14 protein-coding genes are annotated in these 18,939 nt (G+C 46.9%); 5 read left to right on the top strand and 9 right to left on the bottom strand.

Annotation, left to right across the window (positions count from 1 at the left end):
• Positions 1 to 129: 129 nt before the first annotated feature.
• From QUB25_RS07800 to QUB25_RS07775, 6 genes are all read right to left on the bottom strand, one after another.
• Positions 130 to 3,438, bottom strand: a complete 3,309-nt coding sequence (locus QUB25_RS07800) for a PAS domain S-box protein (protein ID WP_333182628.1) — start codon at positions 3,436 to 3,438, stop codon at positions 130 to 132.
• A 377-nt stretch (positions 3,439 to 3,815) separates the two neighbouring features.
• Positions 3,816 to 6,935 (bottom strand): AAA family ATPase, encoded by a 3,120-nt coding sequence (locus QUB25_RS07795; protein ID WP_333182627.1) that lies wholly within the window; start codon positions 6,933 to 6,935, stop codon positions 3,816 to 3,818.
• Positions 6,936 to 6,999: 64 nt separating this feature from the next.
• A complete protein-coding gene (locus tag QUB25_RS07790) occupies positions 7,000 to 7,341 on the bottom strand; it encodes a type II toxin-antitoxin system PemK/MazF family toxin (RefSeq protein WP_333182626.1) in 342 nt (113 codons plus the stop codon).
• Positions 7,334 to 7,609 (bottom strand): hypothetical protein, encoded by a 276-nt coding sequence (locus QUB25_RS07785; protein WP_333182625.1) that lies wholly within the window; start codon positions 7,607 to 7,609, stop codon positions 7,334 to 7,336. The genes QUB25_RS07790 and QUB25_RS07785 overlap by 8 nt, the downstream gene beginning before the upstream one ends.
• Before the next feature lie 232 nt (positions 7,610 to 7,841).
• Positions 7,842 to 8,951: a hypothetical protein gene (locus QUB25_RS07780; protein WP_333060329.1), complete on the bottom strand. Its 1,110-nt coding sequence runs from the start codon at positions 8,949 to 8,951 to the stop codon at positions 7,842 to 7,844.
• Between the two features lie 213 nt (positions 8,952 to 9,164).
• Entirely contained in the window at positions 9,165 to 9,461 is a 297-nt protein-coding gene (locus tag QUB25_RS07775; protein ID WP_333182624.1) for a hypothetical protein, read from the bottom strand.
• A 148-nt stretch (positions 9,462 to 9,609) separates the two neighbouring features.
• Between QUB25_RS07775 and QUB25_RS07770 the strand changes: the two genes are divergently transcribed.
• Positions 9,610 to 10,149, top strand: a complete 540-nt coding sequence (locus QUB25_RS07770; RefSeq protein ID WP_333039344.1) for a cyclic nucleotide-binding domain-containing protein — start codon at positions 9,610 to 9,612, stop codon at positions 10,147 to 10,149.
• Between the two features lie 80 nt (positions 10,150 to 10,229).
• Here QUB25_RS07770 and QUB25_RS07765 read toward each other — a convergent pair whose 3' ends face one another.
• Positions 10,230 to 10,643, bottom strand: a complete 414-nt coding sequence (locus tag QUB25_RS07765; protein WP_333039342.1) for a hypothetical protein — start codon at positions 10,641 to 10,643, stop codon at positions 10,230 to 10,232.
• A gap of 101 nt (positions 10,644 to 10,744) precedes the next feature.
• Positions 10,745 to 11,605: an FAD-binding domain-containing protein gene (locus QUB25_RS07760; RefSeq protein ID WP_333182623.1), complete on the bottom strand. Its 861-nt coding sequence runs from the start codon at positions 11,603 to 11,605 to the stop codon at positions 10,745 to 10,747.
• Between the two features lie 193 nt (positions 11,606 to 11,798).
• Between QUB25_RS07760 and ribD the strand changes: the two genes are divergently transcribed.
• Entirely contained in the window at positions 11,799 to 12,974 is a 1,176-nt protein-coding gene (gene ribD / locus QUB25_RS07755; RefSeq protein WP_333039336.1) for a bifunctional diaminohydroxyphosphoribosylaminopyrimidine deaminase/5-amino-6-(5-phosphoribosylamino)uracil reductase RibD, read from the top strand.
• 52 nt (positions 12,975 to 13,026) lie between these two features.
• Positions 13,027 to 13,638, top strand: a complete 612-nt coding sequence (locus tag QUB25_RS07750; protein ID WP_333182622.1) for a hypothetical protein — start codon at positions 13,027 to 13,029, stop codon at positions 13,636 to 13,638.
• Between the two features lie 183 nt (positions 13,639 to 13,821).
• Here the strand turns inward: QUB25_RS07750 and QUB25_RS07745 are convergent, their stop codons facing one another.
• On the bottom strand, positions 13,822 to 14,736 hold the full coding sequence (locus QUB25_RS07745; RefSeq protein ID WP_333182621.1) for a PPC domain-containing protein: 915 nt from the start codon (positions 14,734 to 14,736) through the stop codon (positions 13,822 to 13,824).
• 93 nt (positions 14,737 to 14,829) lie between these two features.
• Between QUB25_RS07745 and QUB25_RS07740 the strand changes: the two genes are divergently transcribed.
• Complete coding sequence (locus tag QUB25_RS07740) at positions 14,830 to 16,533, top strand: NAD(P)/FAD-dependent oxidoreductase (protein ID WP_333182620.1); 1,704 nt, start codon at positions 14,830 to 14,832, stop codon at positions 16,531 to 16,533.
• 615 nt (positions 16,534 to 17,148) lie between these two features.
• Complete coding sequence (locus tag QUB25_RS07735; RefSeq protein ID WP_333182619.1) at positions 17,149 to 18,858, top strand: ABC transporter ATP-binding protein/permease; 1,710 nt, start codon at positions 17,149 to 17,151, stop codon at positions 18,856 to 18,858.
• Positions 18,859 to 18,939: the final 81 nt, after the last annotated feature.

The raw sequence follows: 18,939 nt of genomic DNA, 5'->3' as shown, positions 1-18,939 counted from the left end.
GCACACCGCTAAGTGCGATTTGTTCCGGCCTCTGAGTGCGGTTAATTCAAAACCCTGATAACTCAAGCACCGACGGCAATTGGGAATTAAAAGTTAGATATTTAAACTTTTAGATTAATGGACGATCGCTCAGCAGGGGATTTCAATCCAAAATTCCGCTCCCTGTCCGGGCGCTGAGATGCAACGCAGGCTTCCCTTATGTTTTTCTACCACAATCTGATGGCTGATGGATAATCCTAAGCCGGTTCCAGCCCCTACGGGCTTGGTGGTGAAGAACGGGTCAAATAGCCGCTTGCGAACCTCTTCGCTCATTCCCGGGCCACTGTCGGCGATGCAAATTACAATGCGATCGCAGTCACTGAGCTGGTTTTTACTGTGGCTTTTCAACCCAGCTTTTTTCATGAGGGTGCGAATCACGATCGTCCGAGGTTCCGGTTGGTTTTCTAGAGCATCGATCGCATTGCTGATAATATTGAGAAATACCTGGTTTAACTGACCCGCACAACAGTAAATATTGGATATTTTTCCATATTCTTTAATAATTTCAATCCCGCTCTTTATACTTGCCTGATGAAATCTGTGCTGCAATATTAACAGTGTACTGTCAATTCCTTCATGAACGTCTACCAACTTCATTTCTGCTTCATCCAGTCGCGAAAAGTTCCGCAGCGATAACACAATATTACTGATTCTTTCTACTCCTACTCTCATGGAATTTAGCATTTTTGGCAAATCTTCCTTCAGAAAATCTAACTCTAAATCCTTAACTTTTTCAGCAATCTGAGGCACTGGGGACGGGTAGCATTCCTGGTAGAGACTTAAGAGTTCTATTAAATCATGAAAATAGTTGTATGTATGAGAAATATTGCCGTTAATAAAAGTTGCGGGATTGTTGATTTCGTGGGCGATGCCAGCCACCATCTGACCGAGACTCGACATCTTTTCGGATTGAACTAATTGGATTTGAGCGTTTTGTAGTTGTTCGTAGGCTTCTTGCAATTGGGCGGCTTGTTTTCTTAATTGAGATTCGGAAGCTTGGAGTGCGGCGGCGGAAATTTTGCGGTTCGTTATATTTTCAATCATCCCTAAGTTGTAAATAGGTTTTCCTTCGCCGTCTCGAATCAAAGTAGCTGTCACATTTACCCAAACAATTTTACCTGTAGCGGTAATCTGGCGGAGTTCGATTTGATAGTGAGTAATTTCTCCCCGCTCAAGAGAATCAGCAACTTGGATATTTTTTGGATAATCGTCGGGATGCCCAAGTTCTATAAATGTTTTGCTCAGCAATTCTTCGGCGGTATATCCCAGCATTTCGTAGTAAGTTTTATTAACTCGCACTAACTTGTTATCATCTAAATTAGCTAAGTAGATAGCGATGGGTGCATCTTCAAAAATTGTGCGAAATAGTTCCTCGCTGGCCCGAACTTTAGCTGCTAGGGAAAGCCTATCGGTGATGTCTTCAAACGTAGACAAAATGCCGACTACATTGCCGGAATTGTCGTGTAAAGGTATTTTATTTGTATCCAGACAGCACTGGGTGCCGTCGGCTTGCATTTTGGATTCTATGATGTGATATTCTGGGGTGTTAGTTGCCATGATGCGGCGGTCGCAGGCTCGAAAAAATTCTGTTTCTTCCGGCTTCCAAGGCATATCGAAGTCGGTGAGACCGGCGATTTCACTCGGGTGATTGAAACCTGCGACTTTGGCAAAGTTTTTGTTGCCTCCCAAGTAAACTAAATCTCGATCTTTCCAGGCGATTAACTGAGGGATGTTATTGATTACCGACCAGAGCATTTTTTTGGAGGTTTCCAAGGCTTCCGTGCGTTCGAGGACGCGCTTTTCAAGTTCTTGATTGGCTTGTTGCAGGGCCATTTTTGATTCGCTGAGGGCCATTTCTGCTAGCTTGCGATCGCTGATGTCGATTGTCACCCCTTCCCACAGTATATTGCCCCCCGGTTGCAGTTCGGGCCGGGCAATACCGCGAATCCATTTCAGTTTTCCAGATGCGGTTACGATCCGCCATTCATATATCCACGGTTTTAAAGTTTGGCCGGAAATGGCGAGAGATTCTAACAGAACTTTTAGGTCTTCTGGATGCACCGTTGACCACACTAAATCCGAGTTTTGTTGAACTTTTTCTGGATCTAATTCGTAGAGTTCCCAACAGCCTGAACTGACATAAATGAATTCATCGGAACCGTCGGGATGCAGCAAGTATTGATAAATCATTCCCGGCACGTTGGCGGCCATTTTTTGGAATCTGGCTTCGCTTTGCTGCAGTGCTGATTCTGCAAGTTTGCGATCGCTAATGTCAATCAACAACCCGTCCCAAATAATGTCACCTTTTTCGCCCGGTTCTGGCCGGGAAGCCCCGCTAACCCACTTAATCCGATCGCCCGGAAAAACAAATCTGCCTTCCCACCGCCAAGGCTCTAAAGTTTTAGCTGAGATAGCAACAGATTCCTGGAAGCTTGGCGCATCGTCTGGATGAATCATTTCGATCGCGGGAATAGCTGAGTTTTGGAGTACATCTGGTTCTAATTCCCAGAGTTCGCGGCAGCCGGAACTCACGTAGGGGAATGACATAGTGCCGTCTGCTGCTAACTGAAATTGATAAATCATTCCCGGAACGTTGGCAACGAGTTTTTGAAACCTCGCTTCGCTTTGCCGTAGCGCTGTTTCTGCTTCTACGCGATCGGTAATATCGTAAAATGCCGATAAAATTGCGGCTTCGCCATTAAAATTAATCGCTCGCATCGACATTTTTACCCAAAAAAAACTGCCATTTGCTTTCTTGAGGCAGATTTCTTCGCGGTCGGCCAAGCCGTTTTGTTTTACTAATTCTATCAATTGACTGCGGTCTTTGATATTAGCATAAAGTTCATTTTTTTTGCGTCCTATAAGTTGTTCTGGACTCAAACCTAAAGTTTCTCCGAGGGCAGGATTTGCATACAAAATTACGCTATCTTCTAGGCGCGTAATTGACATTGGAACGGGAGTCACCGTGGCGATCGCCCGCAATCTTTCTTCGCTTTCTTCCCTGGCTGTTTCGGCTGCTACTCTTTTGCTAATATCGTTCTGAACTCCGATAAAATGAGTTAATTTTCCCTGATTGTCTAGGATGGGGGAAACCATTAATTCGTTCCAAAAAGGAGTTTTGTCTTTGCGATAATTTTTGAGAACTACCTGAATTTCCGTTCCCGCTTCCAAGCTGCGGCGGAGTTTATTTAATTGGGTCTGATCGGTATCGGGGCCCTGCAAAAATCGGCAGTTGCGTCCAATAACTTCTTCGGTACTGTAACCGGTCAGTTTCTCAAAAGCAGGATTGCAGTAGATAATAGGTGTGTCAGGCTTGCGAGCATCGGCGATTAGGATGCTGTTACTCGATGCTGCGATCGCCCGCTGTAGGAGAGACAGGTTGAAAGAGTCTGTTGTCATCTGTGGCAATATCCAAATTCCCAGGGAGGGGACAGAACAATAAAAATTTATAAATAGCTTGAGCCATTCTTATTGTATAATTTTATTTTCAATTTAGCTTTTTTAACAAAGTCAGCAGCCCAAAAAAGCGGACGGGGGAGACGACTAATACCATTTTAGATTTTAGATTTTAGATTGGCAATGACTGATTCCATTATGGTTTGGGGCACGGGCATACAGTTGCCTCCTGGTTTAAAAGTAGTACCACCGAAGGAATTCGGTACTTATCCAGAAAACCGAAGGTGAAAATACCGAATGCGGCAAGAAAACAGAAGGTGAAAATACTGATATTTTCAACTTTTTTTCTTCTTTTCCTTCTATCGGGCCCGTCAACCCTTTTAAATTGACAAGCTGAGGGAAGAACCCTGAGCGGTTTTGCTTACTTCAATCCTGGCTTGAAAAGCTTCTTTCAGGTGGGGCATATGGGTAACGGTGAGGATGCAGGCGAAGTCGGAGGCGATCGCATTAATTGCAGCAATCAGCCGATCGCACCCTTCAGCATCCTGAGTCCCGAACCCCTCATCAATAATCAACATTTGCAAAGCCGTACCCGCCCGCTGAGACAGCAGTCTCGCCAGGGCCAGCCGAATCGCAAAATTAATCCGAAAAGCTTCACCGCCAGAGTAAGTTTCGTAGGCGCGAGTACCGCGAGCATCAGCAATTAAAATGTCTAAAGTGTCAATCAATTTAGTTGCTTTTTTAGAAGCAGCAGCCCGCTGAGTAATAAATTGAACGTGCAATTGATTCGCGCTCAATCTCGACAATATCTGATTTGTTTCAGCTTCAAGTTGAGGCAAAACATTTTCAATCATTAAAGCTTGAATGCCGTTTTTACCAAAGGCTTGACCCAACTCTTGATAAACTCGCTGCTGGCGTTTTGCAACTTGCATTTGCTCTTTTTGAGCTACTAGCTGAACTTGCAGATTTTCCAGATTTTGCTGCTGCTGCTGGAGGCGTCCGAGACTTCCCAAATGTTGATCTAGCTGCTGGCGGCGGCGACTGATTTGCTGTTCGATCGCACTTATGCGGGCTGTGGGATCGGGATGTTCTTGCAACTGCTGGTTCATCGCGGCAGTTTGAGCGCTGACAGCTTGCAAATCTCGATCGCGCACGGCGATTGAATTTGCTATTTCATTAACCCGCTGCTGCACTTGCGGGTACTGCACAGTTGCGGAGCGCAGTTTTTCGGCGCGGGCGATCCAAAACTGCGATCGGCGCATTTCGCTGCGGACGTGTTCGTGCTGCTCCAAATTATAGCCAACTTCCGCAATGTATCTATCTAAAGACAGAATTTGCTGCTGTATTTCCGAGCTATTTTTTTGCTGTTCTAACTGTTGCTGTACCGTGGCTAATTGAGTTTGCAAATCCGGGCGACGGGCATTAATTTTATTCAGTTTCTGCTGAGCATCTTTGATTTGAGCTTGCTTAATTTCCGCCCACCGCAAGCGCTTTTCATCACTGCGGGCGAGGGAGTGGCTGCGATCGCTATAATTGAGCTGTTGCAGTTGCTGTTCGATTTGCTGGAGTTCGCCCAAATCATCGGCTGCATACTCGCCGGTGCGTAGCAACCGCTCTATTTCTGCCGCGTCTTGACGCATACTTTGCAGTCGGTTTTCATCTTGGCTCAGGCTATCTAATTGTGCTTGCAAATGGCTGCGGCGTTCCCGTAATTCTTGGTAGGGCGCTAATTCCTCTTCTAGTTCGCGGTATTCATGTCTGAGGACTTGAATTTCGCGCTCGGAGACGGCCAACTGTTCGCGCACAACCCACAGTTGGTTCCAGATTTCCTGCTGTTGGGTGTGGTGTTTTGTGACTACCAAATTCCAGTAGTGTTCGTCTAAAGGTCGATCGCACAAAGGACAATTGCCAAAATTTGTATCTCGCACCATTAAAGGCGAATTCGATGGCTCGTTTTCCGCAAAATTCGAGGCTTTACCTTCGCCTGCGGTTTTTTCTCCTTCATGTTTCCGCAGCAGTTGCAGTTTTTGGTCGATCTCGGCGAGTCTGGTTTGATAGTCGCGGCTTTTGGCTTGCAGGTTTCCTAGAAAGTCGTGCCTTTCTTGACCTTTTTCGCGGACTCGCTGCTGATAAACTCGCTTGTTTTCCAACTGCAAAATTTGATTGGCGATCGCCGAGATTTCCTGCTGTAATTGCGGTTGTCGCTGCTGCTGCTGAACTTGCACCTGTCGGTTGATTTCCTCTAACCGGGCGGTTAAACCGGCGCGGGCGCGATCGAGCTTTTGTTGCTTTTGCTGCTGCTGTTGTAGCAGCGGCGAAACTTGCAATTGCAGTTGCTCTAGTTCGTTGAGGCGCGATCGAACTGCTTGCAACTGTGCGAGTCCTTTGTCAACCTCCGGCTGCTGTTTGAGAATTTCCAGAACATCTTTTTCATCTTGTTCTAAAACCTCTAATTGAGCTTGCAACTGCTGAATTTTGCTTTGCAAAAAGCTCAGTTCTTGCCGTTGCTGTTCTTGCAATTGCTGACGCTGATTTTGGGCTTGTTGGTTGGCTTTGAATTTCCCAGCCAGAGTCTCTTCTGTCGCTTGCAAGCTGTGGAAATACGCGATGCCTTCTGTTATTTCATTTTCTTGCCCTAGCAGGGCTTGCAGCTCATTTTGCTGCTGTTTAGCTGCGCTGAGTTCTTGCTGCAAGCGGCGGCATTCTTGAGTGATATTGTAGTGCTGTTGCTGGTGGCCGGCGAGGAGTTTTTGCCAAGTTTGACGGTTGTGGTGCTGGAGTTGCAGTTGCTGTAACTCGGTTGTGTCGGCTTGCTGCTGCTGCTGAAGCAAATCGGTTGCTTGCTGCAATTGAGTTTGTTCGGAGGCGAGATTCTCTTTTTGTTGCAGTTGCTCTTGTACGGTTAGCAAACTCTGTTTGAGCACTTCGACTTGAGCTTTAAATTGTTTGGAGGTATCCTTGGCTTGGTCGGATAAAGTATCGTAGGAGTCGAGTTTGAGCAGGTTGGCTAAAACTTGTTTGCGTTCGATCGGCTTTTTGAGCATAAATTCATCAGCTCGCCCCTGCCGCAAATACGCCGAGTTGATGAAGGTATCGTAATCTAGTTTGATGTGTTCGAGGATTTTTTGCTGAGTTGTTCTCAGACCTTTGTCTGTGAGCGTGCGAAAATTAAGTTTTTCCTCACTGTCGGCAGAATTCAAGCTGACTTGAAATTCCAAACTTCCCGATTGTCCGCGCCGGCGGTTCCGAATCACCCGGTAGATTTGGCCGCCGGTAGAGAAAGTGAAATCAACGCGCACATCTGTTTCGCCGATATGGATGATATCGTCTTCCGTATCGCTGCGGCAACAGCCCCAAAGTGCCCAGGATAGGGCTTCTAAGAGGGAGGATTTGCCAGCACCGTTAGGCCCGCAAATGCAAGCGGTGTGCAGGCCGCGAAAGTCTAAAGCAGCTTCGCGATAGCTGAGAAAATTTTTGAGTGTAAGTTGTATAGGAATCATTTAGGCCATCGCGCCATACAATCTATCTATAAATAACACTATTTGTACGCTGTTGCCTAGTTATTCAATCCAGATCCAGAACAATTGTCAGTGCTTCTGCAATTTCTTCCATAATTGTCTCGGACAGGGTTCCGAGTTGTCGGACAAATCTTTGTTGCGAGACGGAACGGACTTGAAAAGTATCGGCGGCGGAGAGTTTCGCCAAGCCATTTTCTGATGTCGGTTCGAGCTGCACCATCCAATCAAGTGGGGAAAAAAGATCGTTCCATGCTGTAACTGGAACAATTACTTTGAGCCGCAAATTTCCCACTTCATCATCGCTGACAACCACAACAGGTCTAGTTTTGCCAATTTCATCTCCCACCGTTGGATCTAGTCTGACAACCCAAATTTCTCCCTTACGCATTAGTTTCTACCCCTGCGCTCAGGTATTCTTCCTCGGAATCGAAATACGGTTCGCTGTCGGGCGACCACAAATCGTGCAGCGGCCCTCCTGGTTCATACAAAGGAACCGCTGCTTCTGCTGCGGCTCTGAGTCTCCGCTTTCTCTCAACTTTGCGCTGGGCTTTTTCTTCTATTTCTTCGCGCATCATCCGCGAAGCTGCTTCGATGATTTCTAGGCGTTCTTCTACTGTCAGATTTTTGAGTGCTGCTAAGATTTCTGTTTTGGTCACGGTTTTTTCGGGTGGTGGGTGAGAAAGTGCGATCGCACCATCATTATATCTTTCACAAAAATCAATATCGCCGCTTTGTGTTGATGACGCACCCTACATTACCGGTCTGTGCTGATGGCCCACCCTACATGGATCGCATTAACAGATTTTCCATCATCAAAAAGGGTTGACTGTATTCCTACAGCCAACCCCGCACATATTTATTTGTCCTGCGTTTGCTCAAACAGCAACACTACCTAACAAGATTCGGGAACGTATAGCCGACACCGACTAACAATCCCACGTCAGCTCCGTCAACAAAACCAATATTCAATCCCGCTGTTGCTGTTAAATTTGTCGTCAGCGGCACATCTACACCCCCCGAAATCAGGAAGCCAAAATTACCGTCATCCCCGGTAGTAACTATCACGCCAGCACCTGCATAGGGAGCAGCACTAATCACAAAATCCTCGCTGACTTCGACGGTCTCTTGAGATACAAAATCGAAGGTAACGGGAACTAGAAGAGTTAAGTTGTCGCGCAACAAAACAGTCGGTCTCACCGACAAATTGTTCGTCAAACCGATTTTGCTAATAATCGCAAATGAACCGTCGCCTAAGGCTGAATCTCCGCCAAAACCTACATTGCCGCCAATGCCGATGTAGCTGGGCCCAGAACGGGTAGCTCGGCCTGGTCGGATTTGAGTTCCCTGAGCCACTTTTTCAGTTGCTTCGGAGACAGTTGCAGGTTTTTCAGCAACCTTCGGTTGGTTTGTCAAAGCTGAGGCGGAAGTGCTGACAGGATTGCTCAACAATTCTTGTGCTGTTTGGACTTCTTTTTCTTCCTTCGTTGCTGTTACTTCAAGATTATTGCTCTCGGCAACAATTGAGGTAGGTCGCTCGCTCTTTTTGGCAGTCTCGACTGTTGACTGCACTTTGACACCATTATCAGCAATTTTAGCGGTTTCTTCCGAATTTTCAGTCTCAGCAGCAATGGATGTATTTGGCGCTGTTTCTATCTCAGCAATTTCAGATGTTGCTGCTTCCGATTTTTCGGGTTCAGCAATAGATACTTGCAAGTTGGCGTCCGGTTCGGAGGCTGCTGGCTCTGCTGCTTCTGTTAGTTCGCTCCAACTGATAGAATCAATTTTTTTATTACTAGCCGTTGTTTCTGCGTCGGGTTTAACTGCGGAAGTTGCCGTCGGCTCAGAAATTTGGTCAATATTTTGAGCGGCTATTGTTGCAGTTGTAGCGACATCGGGCAAGTTGCCAGTTTCAGCTTTCGCTGACATGGTACTGCAACAAACAGCTAAAGCTGCAAGATTTATTAACGCAAAAGTAGACTTGGAAAATAGACTATTCATAGAAACTCCTCAATGAAGGGTGTGTTAAAAGTGTAAGTGTTTGAGGGCGACCGTCGAGAGCTTTGCTAAAAAAAGACACAAATATGAGTTGTGTTGTTCCTAGATTGGCATTTTACCGTTGAATAGTCAACTCTCAAGCTGATTAGATTCAAGAACGGACGGTTGGTTTAGAGGCTAATTTTAATTTACAGATCGATCAGCAAAAAATCAATCCTAGGGATGATTGCACCCTTGCTCCTGTTTAATTGAGGGGTCGATCGCGCGCCTCGCTTGCATTCTACAAGACTGTACTTGGGGGCGCTGCACTGGCAGCCACGCCGGAAAAACCCGGTTTTTGAGGGCGCACCAGCTCGAAACCAAAAGACAACAAGCTTTCAAAACAGTTTTGGCAGCCCCGCCGTCCACAGCAAGTGCAGTTAATACAACGCGATCGGCTGCTGCACAGTCCCTGACAATTAATGTAGAATAATACCACCGATCCGAGAAATATTTGTGGGTCGATCGTGTCAAAATTACTGAATATTATGAAAATTGTGTAAAATTTAGTGTTCTATTTGTAAAGTTTAGCCTTCGCTTTCGCTCAGGGTCTGACCATCTAACAACAGCACGCAACTAAACAAGTAAAAAAATACAAATTATCTGATCTCAACCTGACTTTATGAGCAAAGTTCTAGTCATTTTAGGCGAATTGAGCGATCGCGACATCGATTGGATGCTCGCCAACGGCACCCGCACCCAAGTCCTCCCCGGCACAACTCTGATCACCGAAGGGAAGCCCTTAGACGCCCTGTACATAGTTCTGGAGGGAACTTTGAGCGTTGCTGTATCATCTTTAGGCGGCAAAGAAATTGGAAAAATTATTTCCGGCGAAGTGTTAGGCGAAATGTCTTTTGTAGACGGGAGGCTTCCTTCTGCTAGCGTCACGGCAATTGAAGAGTGCCTCATCCTGTCAATTCCCCGGCGGCTGCTAACTGAAAAACTAGAGCAAGACGTGCTTTTTTCCCTGCGGTTTTATCGGGCGATTACCAAATTTCTGTCGTCGAGACTGCGGGGTACAGTCAAACGCTTTGGCGATGATAGTGATGGTTTAATATATCAAGAGCCCGACGACGAGGACGCCATCCCGCAAAATGTCGAAAATCCAGATTTGGCTGAATCGAGATTTCAATGGCTGTTGGAGCGTTTGAAGGGGAGTTGAAGTTCGGCAACGAGCAGTGTACAGGATTTAATGGATTTAACACCAATTTCTAGTTACCCTTTCCCAATCCCAATTTCCCATTAGAAAACATATTTTTCAGCGACGCGCCAATAGCGAGAAAAACGCTTCAAATCAATATAACCATCGTAGCGGACAAAGGCTTCCGGTGGCAAAACTTCTACTGGGTGCGAGCGCTTAATTTCCCGGCAAATATCCTGAAACCGAGGACTGGGACTTTCCGCAGTCACCACTTGATTCGCGCCGGATTCGATCGCAAAAGCGATAATTTCCGCAGCCACATCGCCCCGCCGAATAACTACCGGCAACTCCAGCAAACATTCGTAAATAAACACCATTCGTTTGAGACTTAACTGCCATTCATCAATCAGCGCATCATCCCAAACCCAGATTGCCGGTGCCTCTGGATGCGCTTTAAATGCCGGGCCTTCAGGACTCAAGCAGTCACCGTGCAGCCAAATAATCGGATTGTTCATAAATTGGGAATGGGGAATTGGGAATGGGGAATTGGGAATAGGTATTTGGTAACTAATTACAACAGTTAACCGTCAACAGACAACAGTCAACCAATGAATTTTTAAGTTGTGCGACCTTTTTTAGAGCCTTGCCAACTTTTAGAACCGCCGCTACGATCGACCTTTTCTCCATGAGGAAACAACTGCCCTTCCAAATATTCGTAACTTCCCTCAAAATCGCATTGCCCATAAAAAGGACAATCGCGACAATAAACCGCCTTAGTGTAACGCTCCAAATTTTCCCGATTAAAAAAATAAGGTTTGTGACTAAAAGTGCTTGCTACCCACTGCCAAGAAAGATTATTGCTCGCCGGATCTCCATCTAGCAAATGTTGCAAAAACCAGCGAGCTCCGGCTTGCCAGCGCACGTGACGCCAGTGTACGAGATAAGCGGCAGTCCACATCCGCTGGTGATTGTGCAAATAACCAGTTTCTCGCAACTGGCGACTGAAACTGTCGATGCAAACCAAACCAGTCGTGCCTTCGACGACATCCTGTGGCAGAGTTTCGCTGTAATCTTTAGCAGTGTAACCAGTTTTGTAGGGTTCCCGGTCTTGCCAAATCCCGTTGCCCAATTCGACGTACAGTCGCTGCCAATAATCCCGCCAACCCAACTCGTTGACAAGTTTCACTGCCTCTTCTGGATGCCGCACCTTCTCCAGCACGGCATCCCGGACTTCGGCAAGACTCAAAACGCCGTAGCGCAAATAGGGCGACAAGCGCGTTACCGCACCGTTGAGGAAATTGCGGGTTGAGGCGTACTTGCCGGGGTCAATTTGTTGCAGGGCTGTCTCGGCTGCTTTGCGCCCGCCTAGGATCGGGGGTACGCTGCTGTCCCGGGCGGCGGCTTCGGGGAACTGTTGACGCACGTAGGCTATTAATTCGTCGCGGCTGGCAAATTCCCGCTCCATGTCCTGACTCATTCTTTTCTCAAGCACCTGCTATTGTTTCTTAATGTTAAAGCTATTTGTTCGGGCCTGCGGGGTCGATCGCCCTAAATTGCCCGCTTGATCCTGGTAACGTACAGTTTGCCCCAGCAGCAATTGATCGTCGGTTCGCAGCCAAAATTAGCATCAAAGTCAGTACACTCAGGGATAGATATCATACCAAAATCTCATGGAAACTTTTCCGGCGGACGCTAAAGCGATCGCCAGCTTAGCTAACGGACAGCAGCAAGGTACAAAACAACTGGAAAACAGCGAAGTTCAAGAGTTCGATCGAGCCATGATGCGCCGCTGCATAGAATTGGCTCGCCGTGCTCTGGGCAAAACCGCACCCAACCCCCTTGTCGGTTCTGTAATTGTCCGAGACGGCAAGATTGTCGGCGAAGGGTTTCATCCCGGTGCCGGTCAACCTCACGCCGAAGTTTTTGCGCTCCGGGAAGCGGGGGAACTCGCCGCAGGAGCGACCGTCTACGTGAACCTGGAACCATGCAACCACTACGGCCGGACTCCCCCCTGTTCTGAAGCTTTAGTTAAGGCCAAGGTGGCAAAAGTAGTGGCTGGCATGGTCGATCCGAATCCTTTGGTAGCTGGAACAGGGCTAGCTCGGTTGCGAGAGGCTGGCATTGAAGTGGTGGCGGGAGTGGAAGGGGAAGCTTGCCAGAAACTCAACGAGGCTTTTGTGCACCGGATTTTGTACCGCCGGCCTTTTGGCATTTTGAAATATGCAATGACTTTGGACGGTAAAATTGCTACCAGTAGCGGCCACAGCGCTTGGGTGACAGGCGAGGAGGCTCGGAGCGAGGTACACCGGGTGCGCGTCGGCTGCGATGCTGTGATTGTTGGGGGAAATACGGTGCGTCTAGACAATCCCCTACTGACGAGTCACAAGCCTGATAGGAATAATCCCTTGCGGGTGGTGATGAGCCGCACTTTGGATTTGCCGAAGTCGGCTTGGTTGTGGGAAACCTCTGTGGCGGCTACTTTGGTGCTGACTGAGCCTGGGGTTAACCCGGAATTTCAGGAATTTTTGATTGCCAAAGGGGTGGAAGTTGTGGAACTCTCGCCTCTGACACCGACAAATGTTATGGCTTATTTGTACGATCGATCTTTTCTTTCTGTACTCTGGGAGTGCGGTGGCACTTTAGCCGCTCAGGCAATTGCTGAGGGTGCCGTTCAAAAAATTATGGCTTTTATTGCTCCTAAAATTGTCGGTGGTCAAGGTGCTCCAACTCCTGTAGGAGATTTGGGCTTTTCCGCAATGACTGATGCTTTGACTTTAGAGCGAGTTTCTTGGCGCACAGTGGGTGCAGATTGTGTGGTGGAAGGCTATTTAAAAATTAAAGATTGAAAGTTAAAAGCGAGTCTTTTGAGTTTTTGATTTTTAACTTTTAACTCCTTTTATGGTTGAAATTCTGATTTGGAGTTTGATGATTGGCAGTCTCGGCTTGGAGGCTGCGCTTGTGGGTCTTTTGGTGAGCCACGAGCAATTAGATGCGGGGCAAAAATGCGATGAGGAGGAGGAAGTTTTGACTCGGTACGAATCTCAAGAGGATAATTTTAATGCACCTGAAAATGCGCGCTCCAAGGGCAATCTTAAATCTGATCCCAATTCTGTTGATTTGACGGTTTGGGAGTACAAGATTGTGCGGGCTAGCAACGATTTGTTCCGCAATCCGGCGATTTTTCACAAGCTGTGCGGGGAAGAGGCGGAAGCTGGCTGGATTTTGCTCGAAAAACTCGACGACAGGCGGGTGCGGTTCAAACGTCCGATCGCGCTGCGGGACGCCCCGAGGCATAATTTACCAACGTTTGACCCTTACCGCACTCATTACGGCCCGATCTCGAATGCGATGACTTGGGCTGCGGGGATCGTGTTTCTGAGTGCGATCGTGCTTCCTGCTGTTTTGGGCTATGCTTTGGTGTCTACTACTCTCACCAGAAGTCGCTCTAATTGGCCTCCGACACCTGTTCAATCTTTGCCTTCTCCCAGCGGGCCAGCAACTAATAAGTGAAACCTGGGCAAATTGGCGCTCGCCCTTTTTGCAACCTGTTTTATAGCAAGTCTAAATCATTTGTAAACCCGATGTTTTTTTACGAACCGCGAAGGCGCAAAGACCGCGAAGGAAGAGAGGAGAAGTGAGGAGAAGTCTGGGTTGGTTTGGGTAATTTAGGCTTGCTATATACGTTATTTTGATTTAAAATTGGGGCGGTATTACTGAGGGAGCGGCTAGCAATCTCAAGTCATAATTTGTATCGCCTTGAAATTGAGAAACGCGGACAAAATAAGTCCCCGCAGGTAAAGCCCCATTGCTGACAATTGTTTCTGAAGCCGTGCCTAAATTGTTAGACGAAGCAATAAGATCATCTAATCCAACTGCGCCGTTGCCGTTGAGATCTTGAATTAATTCAACATCAACATCTGCACTCAAACCGTCTACAGTTACACTGAAAAGGCTAGGAGTATTGAGGATGAAACTGTAAATGTCGGCTGGTTCAGCAGCTCCCACAAAATCGCTCGCAGTTTTAATTTCTGTGAGAATGCCCAGGCTTTTTGCTGCGTTCAAATTGTCGGCGGGATCGGGGAGATTGCTCAACAGTCCTTCTTGTTGACCGAATTGAATGTAATGGTCGATCGCACTTTTAACTGCGCCACTATTGACTGCTGCTGCTACCAGCGGATATTTTTCTAGATAAAAGCTGGGATCGAAGAAAACGCTGGCTTTGCGGTTTTCTAATTGACCGGCTTTGAAGTAGTGTTCAAAAGGGGTAAATTGATTTGTTTGGACTGCTGTCTGAACATCTGGGTTGCTTGCTAAATAGAAACCAACATCGAAGAAAGGGTTGGGGTTGCGTCGTTCAAATTGACCGAATCTAATAAAGTGATCGGCTGCTGAAAAGCCATTGAGTTTGGCTGATACCGCTACATCTGTATTGGTGTCTAAATAATAGCTGGCGTCGAACAGGGCATTCGGGTCGCGATTTTCAAATTTGCCAATTTTTCGGTAGTGATCGAAGGGACTCGATACCGTGCCTCTGGCAACTGCTACGGCCACATCTGGGTTGTTTTCGAGATAAAATTTGCTGTCGAACAGTGTTCTGAGGGTTAGCATTATTAAAAAAATCTCTCTGGACTTTAGTCTGGAAATTGCACGATCGAGAATCCAGTTTACATCAAAGTTTTGTTTTGTGAGGATGTCTTAATTATGGCTAAATCTGGACTGATGGCAATGCTGCGCCGCGCTGCGAGTATTGCTCAGAAATCAAGGGAAACGGGCATTCCGGCTGATGAACTGCTGGGGATGCTGAGCGCTGGCATTCCCAATTCTCCCATATCTCGGCGCCGCTTGCTGCACGGAGGTTTAGCTGCTGCGGGGGCTGTCGCTGCTGCGACTTTTACCAGGGAGGGAGGGGGAGCTTTTGCTCAACAGGGCGGACGATCGCCGATTTTGGTTGTGGGTGCGGGGATTGCGGGTTTGACGGCTGCTTATCGCTTGCGCCAAGCGGGCGTGCGCGCCGATATAATCGAGGCAACTAACCGCGTAGGGGGGCGGATTCGCACTATTCCCAAGGTGGCTGGAACGCTGATTCCGGCGGATTTGGGGGGAGAATTTATTGACACCGGCCACACTAATTTAATCTCGCTGGCGACGGAATTGGGTTTGCGGGCGATCGACTTAGCCCAAGTGCAGAGTGGACTGGTGAAGGATACTTTTTTCTTTCAAGGGCGCCGCTTTTCTCTTGAGCAAATAATCGCAGATTTTGCGCCGCTAGCGAGTAAAATTACTGCTGATTTGGAGGCGGTTGGCGATGAAATTAGCTATCAAGATTTTACAGAAGCAGCGGAAAGATTGGACAATCTTTCGATCGCTGAATATGTAGACCAAGCTGAGACTAGCACGATTGTCCGGCAGCTACTCCGCATTGCTTACACGACGGAATACGGTCGAGATCCTGAAGAACAGTCGGCGTTAAATCTGCTGTTTTTAATCGGTTCTGAACCGGGCAGTTTTGAATTGTACGGCAACAGCGATGAGCGTTATCAAATTGACGGCGGTAATAGTCAAATTATCAACCGTTTGGCGGGTCAATTGTCTGGTTCGATCGAGGCGGGGACGGTTTTGGAAGCGATTACTCTTTTGCCCGATGGCCGCTATCGGGTAAATTTGCGATCGGGACAAAGCGCCTTCGAGCGCACTTACGAGCGAGTTTTGTTAACTTTGCCGTTCAGCACTCTGCGAGACGTTAGAATTAACGTACCTTTGCCCCAACCAAAGCGCAGGGCGATCGAGCAGTTGGGTTACGGTACTAATTCTAAGTTAATTACCGGCTACCGCAGCCGAATTTGGCGGGAACCTTATCGATCGACTGCTTCTGTTTATAGCGATTTAGGATTCCAGAATACCTGGGAAGCTACGCCTTTTGTTCCTACTCCTAACGGTTTAGTTACTAATTTTACAGGAGGAAAGCAGGGTTTGTCGATCGGTGCGGGAACTCCCGAAGACCAAGCACAAAGATTTTTGAACCAATTTGAAAGAGTTTTTCCCGGAGTGAGAAATTTGCGATCGGGCAAAGCTGTGCGAGCTTATTGGCCGGGAGAACGCTTTTCTAAAGGTTCTTATTCCTGCTATTTAGTCGGACAGTGGACGCAAATGTACGGGGTTGAAGGCGAACGAGTTGGCAATTTATATTTTGCCGGGGAACACACTTCGCTGGAAAATCAAGGTTACATGGAAGGCGGTTGCGAAACTGGACAAAGGGCGGCTGTTGAAATTTTGCAAGACTTGGGTTTGATACCTTCTGCTGATGCTTTGAATGCTCGAACTGCGAGTAATTTGAACAATCGCCGTCCCAGCCGGAAAGTTCCCGGAGCGCAGAATCTTGGCAATAGAAAGCCGAGTATTAGATAATCTCGCCAGGTGCGTATTTAATGCTTGTTTGCCGTTGCTCCTAGCCCGTGCATCTAATTTTTGTGGGGTGGGCTTCTAGCCCGCCCAAAAATACAATTTAGATGCCCAACAGCTTAAAGCCATTTTACTGATTTTAAATCGGAACTTACCCCCTGCGGGGGTAGTTCTGGGGGCTGTATTCTTTGTCGCGTCTCGGTTTTAGCGGCTTGAATGCCGACAAACCGTAGTCATGTATTTAAGATTTTCTCAATATTTAGGGCGAGAGTATTGTTCTATAGATGAATTTAAGCAAAAACCCAGCCACATAAGGGTTGTAAGAGATTGTAGTCATGTAAAAGACTTGGAGGCTCCGGGCAAGTCTCACCTCGCAATGGTTTCAGACGGAACTTACCCCGCACACGGGGTAAGTTCCGTTAACTCAGTAAAATTACTGATGTTTAAGATGTGTCATCTACCTTAAGATAGAAATTATGAAGTTATCCGAGCATCATTAGGGAAGTACCACGGGAGCATCACCCATAGCAGGTGTCGCTGATGGACAAGAACGATGAGAATTGCCCCATCCGCTACAGGTAGTTTCCACCAAAGCACAATTTTTCCTACCCATCAGAAAAGATGAATCAATTGAAGCAGTCGATAAAGCAGTTTTGGTCGATCGCAAACCCCTACTTCTTTTCCAGAGAAAAATGGGGAGCTAGGGGGTTGTTCGCCCTCATAATGTTATTAATGCTAGGTTTCAATGCTGTGGGCATAGTCCAGAGCTATATTATGCGGGACTTGATGAATGCAGTCACGGGAAAGAATGTTTCAGACTTCTATAAGATGTGGCTGATGCTATTGGGTCTGTTTGCCATATTCACGCCCATTATGGTTTTCTTCTTATATTCGCAAAATGTACTGCAACTCTACTGGCGAAAGTGGCTAACGAATCACTTACTGAAGAAATATTTTAGCAATCAAGGTTTCTACAAAATTAAGTTCAATGATAAGGTTGATAATCCAGATCAGCGTTTAGCTGAAGACGTTAATTTGTTTGTTAAGCAAAATATTGATATTTGGGGATTATTATTCAACCAAGTTGTCACAATAATTTCTTTTCTCGGCGTTCTCTTTACAATTGACAAGGCACTGACTTTAGTTGTATTTATCCTGGCTGCTTTTAGAACTGTTTTCACTATCTTTATAGGTAAGAGATTAAGTAGATTAAAGTTCAATCAGTTACAACGAGAAGCAAATTTTCGCTATAGTTTGGTTCATCTTCGAGACCACAGTGAATCCATTGCATTTTACCGAGGTGAAGAGCGTGAATTTAGTGCAGTATCACAGCGATTTAATGAGGTCTTGAATAATTTTAATAACCTGATTGTCTTGCAGCGTAACCTTGGTTTGTTTACCCAAGGAACCGGGATGATATTTACAAATTTACCTATAGTTTTTTTAGCTCCTCGATACTTTGCGGGTCAGATAGATTTTGGGCAGGTAACGCAAGCTTCTGGAGCGTTTGTGTCTATTTTAAGTGCCCTGGGCTTTATTGCCGAGCATTTTGATATGCTAACTAACTTTACCACTCAGATTAATCGTTTAGGAACATTTGATCGGGTTCTGTCCGAGCAAATGGCAGCACCTCGAGCCGGCATGGCAACGATTGATGTTGTGGAAGAGCACTATCTAGCCCTCCAACGGGTTACCTTAGAGACGCCTAACTATGAGCGAATCTTAGTTAGAGATTTATCTTTCAAGGTGGGGCCGGGTGAAAGCGTCTTGATTGTTGGACCTTCTGGCGCTGGCAAGAGTTCGTTAATGCGAGCGATCGCAGGATTGTGGAATGGGGGTACGGGTTGCATTGTCCGTCCTAAACCGGAGGAAACGCTGTTTTTGCCCCAACGGCCTTATATGCTCCTAGGGGACTTACGCAGCCAATTGCTATATCCCAACACCAGCGGTCAAGTTACTGATGAACAACTGCACGAAGTACTCGAACAAGTCAATCTTTCCCATTTGCCAGAACGGGTAGGTGGATTTGATGTGGAATTGGAATGGGCTGATGTTTTGTCACTAGGAGAACAACAACGGTTAGCATTTGCACGCCTACTGCTGACTAAACCTCGCTACGCTATTTTGGATGAATCAACGAGTGCATTGGATGTGGCTAACGAGAGACGGCTCTATCAGTTGCTCAAAGAAACAGGAACTGCCTTTATCAGTGTCGGTCACCGTCCGACTTTGGTACAGTATCACGAGCAGGTCTTAAGGCTAGTTGGTAATACCAATTGGCATCTGATATCGGCTAAAGATTACAGCCCCGATCTCGCCGAGTTTGCTTGAAAAATGCAATTGCCGAACTGCAAGTAATGGTCTTTACCGTATCCGCCTCAAAATTCCAGGCGTGCGATCGGGTAGAACAGA

Source organism: Microcoleus sp. B3-D7 (genome assembly GCF_036705305.1).
Taxonomy (GTDB): domain Bacteria; phylum Cyanobacteriota; class Cyanobacteriia; order Cyanobacteriales; family Microcoleaceae; genus Microcoleus.
The sequence above is the reverse complement of the archived record's forward strand: the minus strand, read 5'-3'. Positions and strand labels throughout refer to the sequence as shown.

Bases quoted from the DNA above. Each gene is read 5' to 3' on its own strand.
- QUB25_RS07800 (WP_333182628.1), bottom strand. From the start codon at position 3,438: ATGACAACAGACTCTTTCAACCTGTCTCTCCTACAGCGGGCGATCGCA.
- QUB25_RS07795 (WP_333182627.1), bottom strand. From the start codon at position 6,935: ATGATTCCTATACAACTTACACTCAAAAATTTTCTCAGCTATCGCGAA.
- QUB25_RS07790 (WP_333182626.1), bottom strand. From the start codon at position 7,341: ATGCGTAAGGGAGAAATTTGGGTTGTCAGACTAGATCCAACGGTGGGA.
- QUB25_RS07780 (WP_333060329.1), bottom strand. From the start codon at position 8,951: ATGAATAGTCTATTTTCCAAGTCTACTTTTGCGTTAATAAATCTTGCA.
- QUB25_RS07770 (WP_333039344.1), top strand. From the start codon at position 9,610: ATGAGCAAAGTTCTAGTCATTTTAGGCGAATTGAGCGATCGCGACATC.
- QUB25_RS07765 (WP_333039342.1), bottom strand. From the start codon at position 10,643: ATGAACAATCCGATTATTTGGCTGCACGGTGACTGCTTGAGTCCTGAA.
- QUB25_RS07760 (WP_333182623.1), bottom strand. From the start codon at position 11,605: ATGAGTCAGGACATGGAGCGGGAATTTGCCAGCCGCGACGAATTAATA.
- ribD (WP_333039336.1), top strand. From the start codon at position 11,799: ATGGAAACTTTTCCGGCGGACGCTAAAGCGATCGCCAGCTTAGCTAAC.
- QUB25_RS07750 (WP_333182622.1), top strand. From the start codon at position 13,027: ATGGTTGAAATTCTGATTTGGAGTTTGATGATTGGCAGTCTCGGCTTG.
- QUB25_RS07745 (WP_333182621.1), bottom strand. From the start codon at position 14,736: ATGCTAACCCTCAGAACACTGTTCGACAGCAAATTTTATCTCGAAAAC.
- QUB25_RS07740 (WP_333182620.1), top strand. From the start codon at position 14,830: ATGGCTAAATCTGGACTGATGGCAATGCTGCGCCGCGCTGCGAGTATT.
- QUB25_RS07735 (WP_333182619.1), top strand. From the start codon at position 17,149: ATGAATCAATTGAAGCAGTCGATAAAGCAGTTTTGGTCGATCGCAAAC.